Raw genomic sequence first — 15,426 nt, 5'->3', positions numbered from 1 at the left:
AAAGGTTTAAAATTTCAGCTCTTTATGCTATGTTGTGCGCATGATTATCGAAGCCAACATAGCCTCTGAAAAGGTTAATGAATTACAGAAAATAATCGATTCCTACTTAAGAAAGGAAAAAGAATATTTATCTGAAATCGACATCCTTAATGAACAAATTCGTTGTCTTAAAGACAAACTCTTTGGCCGTAAAAGTGAAAAGAAGCCAGTTGACGACAAACAACTCTCTCTGTTTGATCTACCGGAAGAAAATTTTTCGATAGTAGAAGAGCCTGAAGAGGACGATGAAATTGTTGTTCCAAGCCACAAACGCAAAAAGCGTGGACGCAAGCCCATCCCTGAGGACCTTCCCCGGATAGAGGTTATCCATGATATAGATGAGGCCGAAAAGCTTTGTAAATGCGGTTGTTTGAAAACATGCATTGGAGAAGAAGTATCTGAGCAACTCGATATTGTTCCTTCAAAAATCCAGGTCATTCGCAACGTCCGTCCTAAATATGCCTGTAAAAAGTGTGAAGGGGTTGAAAGCGATGGTCCCACAGTTGCCATTGCACGGCTCCCTGAACAGATTATTCCCAAATGTATTGGAACGCCGGGCCTGATTGCCTTTGTTATAACTGCCAAATTTGTCGATGCTTTACCCTTTTATCGTCAGGAAAAGCAATTTCTGAGAATCGGGGTAAAGATCTCCAGGGCAACCATGTGCAACTGGGCACAAAAAATATGCGAAAGTTGTGAAATACTTTTTGCAATGCTCAAAAACGAAATCCTTTCGGGACCATTAATCCAGATCGACGAGACTCCGGTCCAGGTTCTCAACGAGCCTGGAAAAAAGAACACAACTAAATCCTATATGTGGGTATTTCGAGGAGGGTCCCATGAGCATCCCGGTCTCCTTTTTGAATACCACCCCACCCGTGCAGGTGATGCTGCTGTTGCGTTTTTGCAGGGATATACAGGTGTTGTTCAGACAGATGGGTATTCTGGCTATGGCTTTCTGGATAATGAGTCAAATATCTCTCACATGGGGTGCTGGGCACATGCACGCCGTAAATTCATGGATGTCGTTAAGGCTGGTGGAACAAATAAGAATGGCAAACCCAGAGCTGGTGCTGCCGATCAGGCGCTGAAATACATCCGGAAGCTCTATAGAATTGAAAAAGAAGCTAAACTGATCGAGTTAACCGGTGAAGACCTTGTCCAGGAACGACAGGCAAAGGCCAAACCGGTACTGGATGAATTCAAACGCTGGTTGGATGTCAAAATTGAAGAGGTTCCACCCAAAAGTTTATTGGGAAAAGCTATTGGCTACGCCTTAAATCAGTGGCACAGACTCATTGTATATGTCGAAACGAGTCATGTAACCCCTGACAACAATATGGCTGAAAACAGCATCAGGCCCTTTACGATAGGTCGAAAAAATTGGTTATTTTCGGGAGCACCAGAGGGAGCAACCGCCAGTGCAGGAATCTACAGCCTTATTGAAACTGCCAAAGCAAATGGCCTTGAGCCATATTGGTATCTTCGCTTCCTTTTTGAAAATCTTCCCCAGGCCATGACTGAGGCAGATTATAAAGCCTTGTTGCCACAGTATCTGACACCGTCCCAACTCTCAGGCCCACCTAAAATCTCATAATTTGCCTGTGCTGACAAGGTGCGGTTTATAGAGCGCTTACATACCAGGTGATACACCCATGGACAAAATTTCAGCCCTCATGAGAGATACCGGTACCATGGCATATCGTTTGAACAAGCCCTTAACCGTTCGGCTGTTTCCTGTACCGGGATTGAAAGCAGGTGACATGACTGCTTTTGAAAGTGATGATCTTTGCAATTGTGCAGTGCTCGCTGTCCCATAAATGCTGCAACGGCCGCCACTTGATGTTCAGCCAAATATTTTTTGGTGATAATATGGCTTATCAACCACAGTTAGACTTCTCTAAATTTGATTTAGGCTATGCATATGGTCTGGCCTGTAGCAATCTTTTCAGCTCCCAGTTCCCGGTGAAACCGGCACAGGGCGTCAAAACCCGTACAGTGCATGGGTAGCAGACGGTCCACAGGATGGGCCTTAAAATATTCAACGGTCCGACTTAGCTGATCTTCGGACCCCAGGAGATGGAACCCACCCATGACCATGTGAATCCGGTCCTGCCCGGTCACGGCTTTGGCATGTTCACAGATATTGCATATTCCAGCATGGGCGCATCCGGCAATGACCACGCAGCCCTGATCGGTTTTAACGGCCAGGGCAGTATCATCTTCAAGAAAATCCGGGGCCTGTTTCCCATTCACAAGCTGGTAAAATTGGGTGGACACCGATTCAAACCCATTGGACCGGGGGACCTGGCCCAGGAAATAAACGGTGGGTGTCAACTGCCTGGGGCCTTCAGATAATTCCAAGTCAAAGGAGGCCTCAAGTGCCTCTCTGGAAAGGGACATGCCGTTGAATTCCCCGGTGGGCTTGTGCCGGTCCGTAAATACGGCCGGGTGGGCAATCAGTTTTGTTTTTTTGATCTGACCTGCCAGAAAGGCAAGACCGTCGGCATGGTCCCAGTGACCGTGGCTTAGGGCGATCCATTCCAGGGCGTCAAGGTCCAGACCCAGGAGGGCTGCATTGTCAAGGAATACATCCGAGGGACCGGTATCAAAAAGGATGTTCTGCTCAGCCCGGATGAACAGGGAGAGGCCATGGGCCCCTTTGAAAATCCGGTCCTTGAATCCCATCATTACCTGGTCTTCACATAATACGCTGATCTCAAGTTTTGGTTTCATTTTTTTGCTCCTTAAATTTCAATCTTTGTTGTGGACAAGCCCTATATCGGGTTGAAGAATGAAACCCAGCAATTGGCTATTTCTTTTTATCCGATTCCATCAAACGGTTCGTGCATCACCTTACCCAGGAACTGCCGGGTCCGTTCATGAACCGGGTGGGAAAAAAAGTCCCGGGCATTATTCTTTTCCACAATCCGGCCCTGGTCCATAAACACAATTTCATCTGCGGCCCTGCGCGCAAACCCCATTTCATGGGTGACCACCACCATGGTCATGCCGGACCGGGACAGGCTGGCAATGACTCCAAGGACTTCTTTAATCATTTCCGGATCCAGGGCCGATGTGGGTTCGTCAAAGAGCATTACCTCAGGTTCCATGGCCAAAGCGCGGGCAATGGCGGCCCGCTGCTGCTGGCCGCCCGAAAGCGTGGCCGGGTATTTGAGGGCTTGATCCGCGATACCCACCTGGTCCAGCAGGGCCAGCGCCTTTTCCCGGGCCTTGACCCGGGACATCTTTTTAACCTTCACAGGGGCAAGGGTGAGGTTGTCCAGTACAGTCTTGTGGGGATACAGCTCAAAATGCTGGAATACCATGCCGATGCGCGAACGCAGGGCATAGATATCCGTATCCCTGCCCTGGACAGGGACCTTGTCCACAAAGATTTCACCGGATTGGTATCGTTCCAGGCCGTTGATGCACCGAAGCAATGTGGATTTTCCCGATCCGCTTGGACCGCAGATGACCAGGGTTGTGCCTGCTTCAATAGTGACAGACACATGGGCAAGGGCCTGGTAGCTGCCGTATGTCAGACCAAGATTCTTGATTTCAATCATAAGAAGCTTCCTTTGCCTTGGACCGGTGTTCCAGGTAATGACCCAGGAACGATCCCAAGGTGCATATGATAAAATAAACACATGCTGCAAACAAGTAGAGTTCAACGGATCGGGCTTCCCGGGCATCCACCAGATTGACCCGGCGCAGGAACTCCCGAAGCCCGATGACATAGGCCAGGGAAGTGTCCTGGAAAACCACCACGCAATGGGTGATGAGGGCCGGAACCATTTTGCTCAAGGCCTGGGGCAGGATCACATGAACGGTCAGGTCCCAGGGCCGAAGTCCCGTTGCAAGGCCTGCCCTTTTCTGGCCAACAGGGACTGCCTGAATGCCCGCCCGGATGATTTCGGCAAAATAGGCGGCTTCATACAGGATAAACGAGAGGACCACTGCAGGCAGTTCCCCCAGGGATCGACCCAGGAACACCGGGACCAGAAAATAAATCCAGAAAATCACCAGGATCAATGGAATTCCCCGGAAAAAATGAATATAGATACTGGCCGGATAATAGACCAGCCGGATGGAGGAAAGCCGGCCAAGACCCAAAAGGATTCCCCAGACAAGGCCGCCTGTGATGGCCATGACCGCTATTTCAAAGGTCAACCACAGCCCGCCGGCCATATACCCCAGGTTGTCATAAATAACGGAAACGTCCATATCATCCCCCCCGCCGGATCAGGCCTGGAATCGTCGTCCATTTTTCGATGCGCCACATCACCAGGGCCACGCCCTGGGCAATGGTCAGGTAGCAAAGGCTGGCGGCCGTTGTGGTTTCCAGACCGTGCCAGGTAAAGGAATCAATGATATAAGCCGTATGGGTGATCTCCATGACACCGATGGTCATGGTCAGGGCAGAATTTTTAAAACAGGTGAGAAACTCTGTGGTAAACGCCGGGATGATGATCCTGAAAGCGTAGGGCAAAATTACGTAACCGTATACCTGGGCCGGCCTTAAGCCCGTGGCATAGGCAGCCCGGTACTGATCCTCTGAAATGGCAAGAAACCCTGCCCGGAATTGTTCGGCCACCCTTGAGGCCGTGTACATGCCAAGTCCTGTGGCCCCGCACCAGAAGGCATACTCCGGAACAGTGTCATACATCCAGTCCTGGATAGAACGGGGCAAGAGCAGCGGGGCCGCAAAATACCAGAAAAACAACTGAACCAGGAACGGAATATTTCTAAACACCAGGACGTATCCAAGCCCCAAGGCTCGAAGACATTTGTTGTGAAACACCCGGCAGGCAGCCACCCCGATTCCCAGGACCACGGCCACGCACCAGGCAGCCAGGGAAAGAGTTAAAGTCGTCCAGATTCCCGAGAGCATCATGGCGCCGTAGGGCTGCCGCCAGAGTACGGACCAGTCAAAGGTATAGTTTAGCAAAATACTCCTGTGCAGCCGGGGCGTTCATCCGTGGTCGGCCCCGGCTTTTTGTTGAACCTTTTGTTCAAGGAAATGGCTATTCAGGATAACTTAAGGATTTGAGAAGCACCTTGTATTCGTCGGTCATGGGCAGGGGGACCACCCCGTCTGGACCGAACCATTTGGTGTACAAGACCTCGAATCGGCCGTCCTTGATCATGTGGATCAACGAAGCATTGACAAAGTCCCGCCATTCTCCCTGGCCTTCGGGCAGGATGAATCCATAGGGTTCATAGGTCAGGTATTTGCCAACGATTTTCCAATCCTGGGGATTTCTGGCCTTGGCCCGCATCCCGGCCAGTTGGCTGGCATCCGTGAAATAGGCATCAATCTTGCCCTGCTGAAGGGCAAGAAACCCCTTATTGTGTTCCTCAAACAGGACTTTTTTGCAGGCCGGTTTGACAAGCCCCTGCTCAATGGCCCGGTCCATTCCTTTTATATTGGCTGTGGAACCGGAGCCCATGCCCACCCGTTTGCCCCCAATATCGGCAAAAGAGGAAATGGGACTGTCTTTGGGCACAAGAAGCCGGGTACCCGTCAGAAAATAGGGCAGGCTGAAATCCACCACTTCTTCCCGGGCCAGGGTAATGGTGGTAGAGCCGATGCCCATGGCTACCATGCCGTTGGTTACCATGGTAATCCGGGTTTTGGGATTCATGGGATGCTTGACCAGCTTGATTGGTTTGTTGAACTTTTTTTCCAGGTCTTTAACCACTTCAGTTCCCAGATCAATACCGAAACCGTCCCAGGAACCGTTCTTATCAATAAAACCAAAGGGCACAGAACCCTCCCGGAATCCCATGTGAACTTCACCGGATTTTTCGATTTTTTCCAGCAGGTTTTCATCCCCGGCAACGGCATGATCCATGTTTCCTGTAATTCCAAGTAGAATTGCCAGACTGTAAAAGGCCGCAACGGCCACGCCCATCATTTTTTCCATGTTTCCTCCTTTTTTAAAGTCATTGAAACCGTGACGGACGGATTGGGCATTAAGGGGCTCAGAAATAAATAATTCCTCAATCTTGCTTGTCTTTCAGCTCGTCTTCTGTGTTGCATCAAAGGGCACATCTTCCAATATGCTCCCTTTCATAACGCCTTGAATACGAGTTGAAATCCTGCATCATACTTGTGGAATTATTTACATCTGAGCCCCTGAAGCCCACCCCGCCCGTAAAAAAAATTGAAATCTCTTTCTGTTTTGCCCGAGAGTCTCTTATAAAAAAAAATGAAAATCCAATTGTTAATCGTAATGATCAATCAGATTGCCATATGCGTTTTCTATAACCGGCATGGCCGGAGCATGGTATCTGCCCTGGCCACAACGAAATTGGAAACGCCTCCATTAGTGATGCTTTGGTGGGTGTTTCATATAACGGCCATGTCGGCCTGCCGACACAACGAAGCATGAAACACGATGATACCGGGCAGGCGATAGTACCATTCCGCCCTCTTTGGTTACCCTGACCGGAACGGTAAACGTCGGGGGGATTTTTGCCCTTCCAGACTAAAGCGTAGGAACTGCGGGCTAAAGTCCTCAAACAGCCTGCGCTTCTTAACGCCTGGAAGGGCAAAAATCCTAACCCCTTTGGTTTACAATGTTCCAGTCAGGGAAACCAAAGAGGGCTCGAAAGTCGAGACTTTCACAATGATGTTTCGACAAGAGTTTCTTATAAACCCACATGTCCTGGCGGACACAACGAAGCATGAAACTCGATAGCAGTAGGTAGGCGGGAACGGGTGTTACCCTGAACGGGTTAAATGGCAACGGTGGGCATGGACGCCCAAGGAGTTGCCATTTTCCTCGGAGCAGCCCACGGACGGGCTGCGAGAATGAGAGAAGGGTAACACCCGTTTCCGGCTGCCGGTTTGAAGTGCGTTTCTTATAAAAATCACCACAGTTGGACTGGGTATGGGAACTAAAACTGTAGACGGGTAGAATGAAAAAGAATAAAAATAAAAGAAGACAGAATTCCGGGGGAAAAGAGACATCCATTGTCCGGTCCTCGGATGCAGTGTCCCTGACATTTGTCGCGGCAAGTGGTAAGTGCGGCGTTGAAGTGGTTTATGCGGATGAAAACATCTGGATGATTCAAGAATAGATAGGTCGGCCAGACCTCAAATAGTTGCGACAATCGTACCAACCCAACAGTGCAAATCGTACCAGGCTACTCGAATCAGTAGTTTGTCTTTGAAAAAAACCATTGAAGCGGGTGAGCCGAAAAGAAGAAGTCTGACCATTTTAACAAATAAGATGGGGGAAACAAAATGACCACTCTCAACACTTCGATTAGATTTGCAATTATTATCACATGTGCACTCTTTTTGATCTTTGCGGGATGCAGCAGCAGCAACAATGATGATGATAACTCTGCTGAACTCCCGCCGGAAGATAATACGGTGGCCGAATTTATTTATCTCGGCAGCAGTTACACCATTGATGTGTCTTCCCACACCAGTGCAACGGTCAACGAAGACTCAATTGCTGTCTTCTATCCCTCCGATGTGGCCCAGGAGAACCGGCCGGCGGGTTATGACTTCCCGGACGGACTGATTTCTTTTACCATAGAAAATTTAAATCCCGCCGGTGGCGATACCGTGACCGTTGTAATAACGTTTCCCACGGTTTTTGATGCCGATGCTAAATATTATAAGGTCACGAATGCGGGTTTCGAGGAGTACGGTGGCGCTGTTATCAGCGGCAATCAGGTGACGTTGACCTTAACTGATAACGGCATTGGGGATTCGGATGCCATAGCCGGGCAGATTACAGATCCGGGCGGTGTGGCGGTTCCCGTTGGAATCGGTCAAACCATCGAAAACAGTCAGCCGATGATCACCCTGGAACAGTGTGTCAATACAACAACGACTTACTCTCAATCACGCCCCGCATTAACAGCCCTTGCTAATGGTCAGTATCTGGCTGTCTGGCAATCCTACATTCAGGATGGCGACAGATACGGGATATACGCCCAGAGATTTGATGCCGCGGGTGTGAAACTGGGGGTGGAGACACTGGTGAACACGACAACTGAAGGAATGCAGCAAATTCCCAAGGCCGTCGGCTTGCATGATGGTGGGTATGTCATTCTGTGGTTGACTACGAATGGCCAGTTTTACGGGCCGGGTGATTTATATTTTCAGAGATACAATTCAGATGGCCTGGCCGTGGGAGATGAGACCCTGGTCGGTTTTACTCTGACTGTCGGATCTACAAATAAAAGTATTGACATCACCGGGTTAACCGGGGGCGGATTTGTTATTGCCTATACCATTTATGACCATGGTGGAGGGGAGTATGTGAGGTACGGAATCGCCACACAGGTGTTCAATGCCGCAGGTGAAAGGATCATCGCTGAAACCATTGTCAATGCCAGTGCCGATAATCATAAGCATCTTCCTTCTGTTGAAGCATTAAGTGACGGGGGATATGTCGTGGCCTGGCAATCCTATTCTGCATCTGCCTCCCTGGAAGATGCAACTCGACGAATCTTTTTTCAGCGCTTTGATGCCGACGGCCAGCCCGTCGGTAGCGAAACACCTGTGGGCACATCAACCGTGGGAAACCAGAGATTTCCGGATGTCGCGGTTTTCGCTGCCGGGGGATATGTTGTGGTATGGGAGGGTAATGATCTCGACGGCCACCAGTTTGACAGTGATATTGCCATTCGTGCGCAACGCTTCAGCGCTTCCGGGGAGGCCATTGGACCGGAAACGCAGGTGAATCCTTTACAAAATTACGATAAAGGTCCAGTTGTATCAAGTTTCAGTGACGGTGGTTATATCGTGGCATGGGAGTCAAACCGGTTGTGGTTTGATAACCCCGATGACCGAATGGATATATGGGCGAGACGCTTCAACGCTTCCGGCTCACCCATGGAAGATGCGTTTTTAGTCAATTTGCGAACTGATTATGTTCAAAGAACTCCTGCCGTTGCCGTCCTGGCCAATGACAGTTATGTCGTTGCCTGGGAATCGCTGTTCACGACCGATAACAGATCCGAAGATGTCTATGCGCGGCGGCTTCTCACTACCGGTATCGCCATGGGCGATGAGAATACATCAACCACAGTAGACATTTTACCTTATGCCTTTGACCGGGATACGGATGATGTCTTGAGTCTGTATGACTGTCAGATCATCGAGGGTGACGGCAGTGTCAGTCTCGTGGAAGGGCAAATCGTTTTTGATCCAGAGATGTATTTCGACTATCTCGCCCAGGGAGAACGCACTACGGTCACCCTTGAGATAAGGGTTACGGACGACTCGGGTGAAATTAACGCCGTCAGCGAGCCGGCCGTTGTGGATATTATCATCACCGGCACCAATGATCTTCCGGTGGTTACTGCCCCTGTGACCGCATCGGCAACCGAAGAGGATCTGCAATTCAATGTTAATCTGTTGGAAAATGCATCCGACCCTGATGGCGACAGCTTGAGCGTTATTGCCCTGAACCTTGAAAGCGGTGATGCCACTGGTGTTACCGTGGGAACCAATGCGCTCAACATCAACCCGGCAGACTATGTGTCTCTGGACGAGGGTGAAAGCAATGTCATCGAATACAGTTACACGGTGTTTGATGGCTTTCAGGGTGTTTCCCAAACAGCCTCCATCACCATCACCGGCCTCGACGATGAACCGGAACCTGGGCCAGAGGATATTCAGGTCAACACATGCACTGACGGCGATCAAAGGGGGCCTTCCGTTGCGGTCCTGAGCGGCGGCGGATATGTGGTGGCCTGGAGATCCGAAGACCAGGATGGAGATGACGACGGTATTTATTTTCAGCGCTACAATGCCGATGGCAGTGAACTTGGGGATGAAACATTGGTCAACACAACCTGGGAGGAAAGACAGTGGCAATCGGAAGTCAGCGGCCTGACCGATGGGGGCTTTGTCGTCACCTGGAGACACGATGATGGCACGGCTGCGGACAACATCTATCTCCAGCGCTTTGATGCATCCGGCGAGAAGGTCGGCAGTGAGACCCGAGTGAATACAACCACAACCAATTACCAGTCTCTCCCGGACGTGGCGGGGTTGAACGGCGGTGGTTATGTGGTCATGTGGTCCTCCTATGTGTTTAACAATTCCCATGATGTGCATGCACAGCAATACAATGCCGCTGGCAACGCTGTCGGGGACGAGACCCGGATCAATACCACCACGGAAAACTCTCAGACCCCGGGAGGCATTATCCCATTGAGCGATGGCGGCTACCTGATCACCTGGAGTTCCAGGGATCAGGACGGGGATGGCAACGGCGTATATTTTCAACGCTATGACAGCAGCGGCATTACGGTCGATACCGAGACCCGGGTCAATACCACCACGGTTAATTCCCAATCGGGTGCTGACGCTGCGGCTTTGAGCGACGGGGGATATGTCATCACCTGGACTTCCTATGAACAGGATGGTTTTGATGGCGGCATTTATCATCAACGCTATGTTGCTGATGGCAATACTGTCGGCTTTGAAACCCTGGTCAATACCACCACAGACAACCATCAGGATTTTGCCCGTGTAACAGGACTGAGCGGCGGTGGGTATGTTGTCACCTGGCTCTCTGCATTTCAGGATGGCAGTGAATACGGTGTCTATTCACAGCGCTATGGTGCTGATGGAAAACCGCTCGGTACCGAAACCCAGGTAAATACGACAACGGAGGGAGACCAGAACGGTTGTTCCATCGCCGCAATCAATGGGGGAGGCTACGTTATAACATGGGAATCCGACGGCCAGGATGGTGATGGGTATGGTATTTATCTCAAGCAGTTTGATTCAAACGGTGAAGTGGTAACTGTCCCCTGATGGGATGCTATTTAGTGTTTGAACGAAAACTCACCTATCTGCTGCGTTGCTTCACAAAGCTACCAAATTATAAATCGGGCCTCACGTACTAATGTACGCTCTGGTTTCAGCTTTGTTTGCGCCTTGCATCTGGGCAAGTTTGTGAGCATAGCTCCTCTTCGAGCCATCCAAACAAAGGTTTTCAGTCAGGCACTAAAGATCAACTTTCGTGATTGGCTGCTTGCATGGGGGGTAAGCTTGCATTATTACACTTTTGTTCGGCTTAGAAAGCGGATAAGATATTGTCAAAAGCATGGAGCCTGATAAAAGATTCAGCCTCCAATAATACAAGCATGACCCCGATTATCAAAACTGAGGTCCGAAAGTTGGTTTTTAGTTCATTGATTTAAGATAGTTAAGGAGAAAGTATGGCATTTGTTAAAGATATTAAACTGGGAACCAAACTGATCAGCGCGTTTCTGGCAGTCAGTATTCTTCCCCTCATGATTTTGGGGTTTCTGGCCGTGAAATCTTCTTCCACAGCACTTTCCACCGAAGCCTTCAACAAATTAGAAGCAATCCGGCAAATTAAGAAGTTTCAAATTGAATCCTATCTTTCTGAAAGAATAGGGGATGTCAAGGTCCTTGCCAACAATCCATTCACAATTGAAGCAATGAAAGCGATTGATGCGGCATTTGAGGCCGATGGCGGGGTTGAGGGTGGAAAAATTAAGGGCCATACCGATGAAGCCTATGATGCCCCGGATGGTTATCGGTCTGTCCATGACCTTTATTTTCCAACCTTTAAGCATTATATGGAACAATATGGGTATTATGATATTTTCCTCATGGATACGGATCACGGCGATACTTTCTTCACCGTTACCAAGGAGTTGGATTTTGGGCAACGGGCAGCGGATATTGATTCGTCTCTTCGGGATGTGTGGCGTCTTGCCGCCAAAGAGGGAAAAATTATCATTTCAGATACCAAACCCTATTCACCGTCCAAAAATGCACCGGCTCAGTTCATTGCCGCCCCAATAAAAGAGAGGGGAGAAACCATTGGTATCCTTGTTTTTCAATTCTCCATTGACGCCATTAACAAGATCATGCAGGAACGGGATGGGATGGGGGAAACCGGGGAAACCTATCTGATCGGTCAAGACAGGCTCATGCGGTCGGATTCATTCCTGGATCCGATCAACCATTCGGTAATTGCCTCTTTTGCCAATCCAGCAAACGGCGCGGTGGATACAGTGGCTGGAAATGCGGTTCTGTCGGGAAAAACAGGGAGAAAGATCGTTATCGACTATAACGGCAATCCGGTTTTATCCGCTTATGTACCAATAACCGTTGGTCTCTCCTCCTGGGGACTTCTGGCGGAGATTGATGAAGCAGAAGCCTTTGCACCCATTAAAGCATTAAAATGGTTCATCTGGATCATTGCATTGACGGCAGCTATTGTTGTTACATTTATAGCCTTTGGGGTCAGCAGATCCATTTCCGCTCCCATTATCCAAACGGTTGGGATGGCCCAGGAAATTGCCAGGGGAGACCTGACCCACAAACTTGATATTCACCAGAAAGATGAAATCGGAATTCTCGCAAATGCTCTGAACACGATGTCTGGAAATTTAAGATCCATGTTTTCAGATATTGCAGGGGGCACCCAGACCCTGACGGCTTCTTCTACAGAGCTCTCAGCCATTTCAGAGCAGATGAGTGGCAATTCTGAGCAAACAGCAGAGAAATCAAACACTGTGGCTGTTGCTGCCGAGGAGATGGCCACCAATATGAACAGTGTGGCCGCAGCCACGGAACAGACCACCACCAATATTCAAATGATAGTTGCTGCCTCAGAAGAGATGACTGCCACCATTACTGAGATCGCAGGCAATACCGCCAAAGGCAGCGAAATTACTTCCCAGGCAGTTAAAAAAGCCAAGGAGGTCGCCGGAAAAGTGGAAGCGTTGGGAAAGGCCTCTGCCCAGATTTCCAAGGTCACGGACGCCATTGCTGATATTTCTGCCCAGACCAACCTTCTGGCTCTCAACGCCACCATTGAAGCGGCAAGAGCAGGAGAGGCAGGTAAAGGATTTGCCGTTGTGGCAGGAGAGATTAAGTCCCTTGCCCAGCAGACGGCAGAAGCAACTGGAGAGATTAATGAAAAGATTTCAGGCGTTCAGACCACCACGGCTGAATCCATTGCTGCCATTGAATCCATTACCATGGTTATTACTGACATTAATGATATTGTAAACACGATTGCCACGGCAATTGAAGAACAATCCGCCACCACCCAGGAAATTTCAAACAATGTGAGCCAGGCTGCCCAGGGCCTGCAGGAAATTAATGAAAATGTCAATCAGATCTCGTGTGTTGCCGGGGAGGTGACTCGGGAGATTTCAGAGGTGAACCAGGCTGCTTCAGACATGAACACGGGCAGCACCCAGGTAAATGAAAGTGCCATTGAACTTTCCAGGCTTGCAGAAAACCTGACCCAAATGGTGAAACAATTTAAACTTTAAAAAAAGAAATCACTTGAAACGAAAAAGAAATGGAGCTTTTTTTGTTATGAAACGGACAATTACAATTGGCTTGTCACTTTTGCTGTTCTCCTTGCTATGTGCTTGCAGCCAGCAAGCTAAAAAACAACAGAACCTCGGTTCATTATTACCGAAAAGTATCGGCGAATGGCAGCAGATTCAGCTGATCACTGGCACTGAAGCCCTGGAACAAATCAACAGCCTGCATGGCAAAGATATTATCGTAGAAGCTGGGGCCATCGGCACCTACCAGCTAACGGGGAAACGCCCCGCCATGATCTGGATATCACGCAGCAAAACCGCGGATTTGACCAGAGAGCAGGCTGAGGTCATGGCAGATAAAATGGTGAGCAATCCTCGTTCACCATTCCATGACCCAGAAACCTTTATCCGTAACAAAATCAAAGTGTATAAGTTTCTTGGGATGGGACAAGTACACTATGTCTTTTGCCAGGAACAACTGGGATACTGGATTTCAGCCCCACCAGAAGATGGGGACAAACTGCTACTTTATTTTTTAAAAAATGGATGAATTGACATACTCCCATAGTGAAAGCGTTTGGGGCCAAGAACTGCTTATGATATCCATTTTGAGGATTAAAAGCAGGCTCTTTTTGGCGTGCCTCCAGTAAACCATCACTTGATGGTCAAATAGCCAAAAATGATATTTATTTAAGGATAAAAAATATCGGAACAAACGTAAAATACCATTTACGTTTGACTGTGGCGAGGTATATGTAAGAAAAGAATAAATGGCAGATAACATTTTTTTGCACTGAACGTCAAACAGCTGGCGACAGTGAAAATGACGTTTGCAAACAGGAAGGAGGTCATTAATATGCCAAATAAAGATGGTACTGGGCCAAAAGGTCAGGGGCCTAAAGACGGTCATGGAAAAGGGAAGGGTAAGGGCAAAGGCTCTGGGCAAGGGCCGATGACTGGGGGGAAGAAAGGAACTAAGAAAACAACCCAAAAGTAAAATAAAGGGGGCAAGCTTATGATTAACTGTTGCTGGTGATTCTGATAGCTTTACTTCATGTTCAGGCTGCTAAGGATTCAATACTTGAATGGAAATGATGGTCTCTGCGGCTTATGCAACCACCGCTGCCATATCAAGGAGAGTAAGGAGGGGATCTGCAGGGTACGGGAAAACCAGCTTAAAAGTATGGCAGTTCAACCAACTTCTATCCCTGAATTCAAAAGCATAGCGAAAGTTTTTACCCAATACGCATGGAAAGGCCTCCAGTCGCTCGTCATGAAATGCCAGCGGTGTGGGAGTTGAAAAAAGGAATTTGCAAAATGAAAGCACATGATATGGAAATCACCATCGTTTTTGATAATTATCACTATAATCCGGATCTCACTTCCCTCTGGGGATTTTCGGCTTTTTTGCAACTGCCCAATCATACAATACTTTTTGATACCGGCAGCAATGGGCATGTACTTTTAAGAAATATACAAACTTCAGGCTTAAACGTCAAAAATATTGATACACTTTTTATCTCTCACCCACATTGGGACCATATAGGAGGTGTTGACTCAGTTATAGAAGAAAACCCAAACCTGCATATTTTTGCACCTGACTCACTCTCGAAGTTTTTGCTGAATGATTTAAAAAATCAAGTCCAGGATCTAACTGTTCTCGACTATCAGGCAACCGAACTTTTTGATCATGTATACTCGACTGGAGTTATGGCCGAAGATTGTATAGGTGAACAATCAATGATCATCGATACAAAGGAAGGCCTGGTCGTCATAACCGGCTGTGCTCATCCCGGCATTGTCAATATTGCCAGAAAGGCCAGACAGATTATGGACAAAGAGATCCTTCTGTTAATGGGAGGATTTCATCTGCTGGATGAGAATCCTGCAGCGATACAACAAGTGATACAATCTCTGCAAAATGAAGCAGTCAAGCATGTGTGTTCAACTCACTGCAGCGGTGACCTGGCCAAAGAAATGTTTAAGGAAAGTTTTAAGGAAAAATATATTGCAGGAGGAGTTGGGAAAAAAGTGAGCCTGCCAGATACCATCTTCAAGAGATTCTGAAGGAGAACCCCACTC

General features: G+C 48.5%; 12 protein-coding genes. 7 read left to right on the top strand and 5 right to left on the bottom strand.

Features of this window, described 5'->3' with window-relative positions:
- Nucleotides 1–40 precede the first annotated feature (40 nt).
- Nucleotides 41–1,636, top strand: a complete 1,596-nt coding sequence (gene tnpC / locus HRM2_RS21550) for an IS66 family transposase (RefSeq protein WP_012662743.1) — start codon at nt 41–43, stop codon at nt 1,634–1,636.
- Nucleotides 1,637–1,676: 40 nt separating this feature from the next.
- A complete protein-coding gene (locus HRM2_RS26260; RefSeq protein ID WP_269719629.1) occupies nt 1,677–1,859 on the top strand; it encodes a DUF711 family protein in 183 nt (60 codons plus the stop codon).
- 91 nt (nt 1,860–1,950) lie between these two features.
- Here the strand turns inward: HRM2_RS26260 and HRM2_RS21545 are convergent, their stop codons facing one another.
- The 5 genes from HRM2_RS21545 to HRM2_RS21525 form a co-directional block, all read right to left on the bottom strand.
- Nucleotides 1,951–2,775, bottom strand: a complete 825-nt coding sequence (locus HRM2_RS21545; RefSeq protein ID WP_015906157.1) for an MBL fold metallo-hydrolase — start codon at nt 2,773–2,775, stop codon at nt 1,951–1,953.
- Between the two features lie 86 nt (nt 2,776–2,861).
- Complete coding sequence (locus tag HRM2_RS21540; protein WP_015906156.1) at nt 2,862–3,608, bottom strand: amino acid ABC transporter ATP-binding protein; 747 nt, start codon at nt 3,606–3,608, stop codon at nt 2,862–2,864.
- Nucleotides 3,601–4,266, bottom strand: a complete 666-nt coding sequence (locus tag HRM2_RS21535) for an amino acid ABC transporter permease (RefSeq protein ID WP_015906155.1) — start codon at nt 4,264–4,266, stop codon at nt 3,601–3,603. The genes HRM2_RS21540 and HRM2_RS21535 overlap by 8 nt, the downstream gene beginning before the upstream one ends.
- Nucleotide 4,267: 1 nt before the next feature.
- Nucleotides 4,268–4,990, bottom strand: coding sequence for an amino acid ABC transporter permease (locus tag HRM2_RS21530; protein WP_015906154.1), 723 nt, complete (start codon nt 4,988–4,990; stop codon nt 4,268–4,270).
- A 76-nt stretch (nt 4,991–5,066) separates the two neighbouring features.
- A complete protein-coding gene (locus HRM2_RS21525) occupies nt 5,067–5,969 on the bottom strand; it encodes a transporter substrate-binding domain-containing protein (protein ID WP_015906153.1) in 903 nt (300 codons plus the stop codon).
- A gap of 997 nt (nt 5,970–6,966) precedes the next feature.
- Here HRM2_RS21525 and HRM2_RS26255 point away from each other — a divergent pair.
- The 5 genes from HRM2_RS26255 to HRM2_RS21505 all read left to right on the top strand — a co-directional run bounded on the left by HRM2_RS26255 (nt 6,967) and on the right by HRM2_RS21505 (nt 15,411).
- Nucleotides 6,967–7,128, top strand: a complete 162-nt coding sequence (locus HRM2_RS26255) for a hypothetical protein (RefSeq protein ID WP_202944669.1) — start codon at nt 6,967–6,969, stop codon at nt 7,126–7,128.
- Nucleotides 7,129–7,294: 166 nt separating this feature from the next.
- A complete protein-coding gene (locus HRM2_RS21520; protein WP_015906152.1) occupies nt 7,295–10,837 on the top strand; it encodes a choice-of-anchor U domain-containing protein in 3,543 nt (1,180 codons plus the stop codon).
- Between the two features lie 407 nt (nt 10,838–11,244).
- Nucleotides 11,245–13,344 (top strand): methyl-accepting chemotaxis protein, encoded by a 2,100-nt coding sequence (locus HRM2_RS21515; RefSeq protein WP_015906151.1) that lies wholly within the window; start codon nt 11,245–11,247, stop codon nt 13,342–13,344.
- A 46-nt stretch (nt 13,345–13,390) separates the two neighbouring features.
- A complete protein-coding gene (locus HRM2_RS25600; protein WP_049770489.1) occupies nt 13,391–13,894 on the top strand; it encodes a hypothetical protein in 504 nt (167 codons plus the stop codon).
- Between the two features lie 767 nt (nt 13,895–14,661).
- Nucleotides 14,662–15,411 (top strand): MBL fold metallo-hydrolase, encoded by a 750-nt coding sequence (locus tag HRM2_RS21505; RefSeq protein WP_015906148.1) that lies wholly within the window; start codon nt 14,662–14,664, stop codon nt 15,409–15,411.
- Nucleotides 15,412–15,426 lie beyond the last annotated feature (15 nt).

The organism is Desulforapulum autotrophicum HRM2, assembly GCF_000020365.1.
In the GTDB taxonomy this organism is placed as follows: Bacteria; Desulfobacterota; Desulfobacteria; order Desulfobacterales; family Desulfobacteraceae; genus Desulforapulum; species Desulforapulum autotrophicum.
Note: the sequence above shows the minus strand (reverse complement) of the source record. Positions and strands in the feature narration are given on the sequence as shown.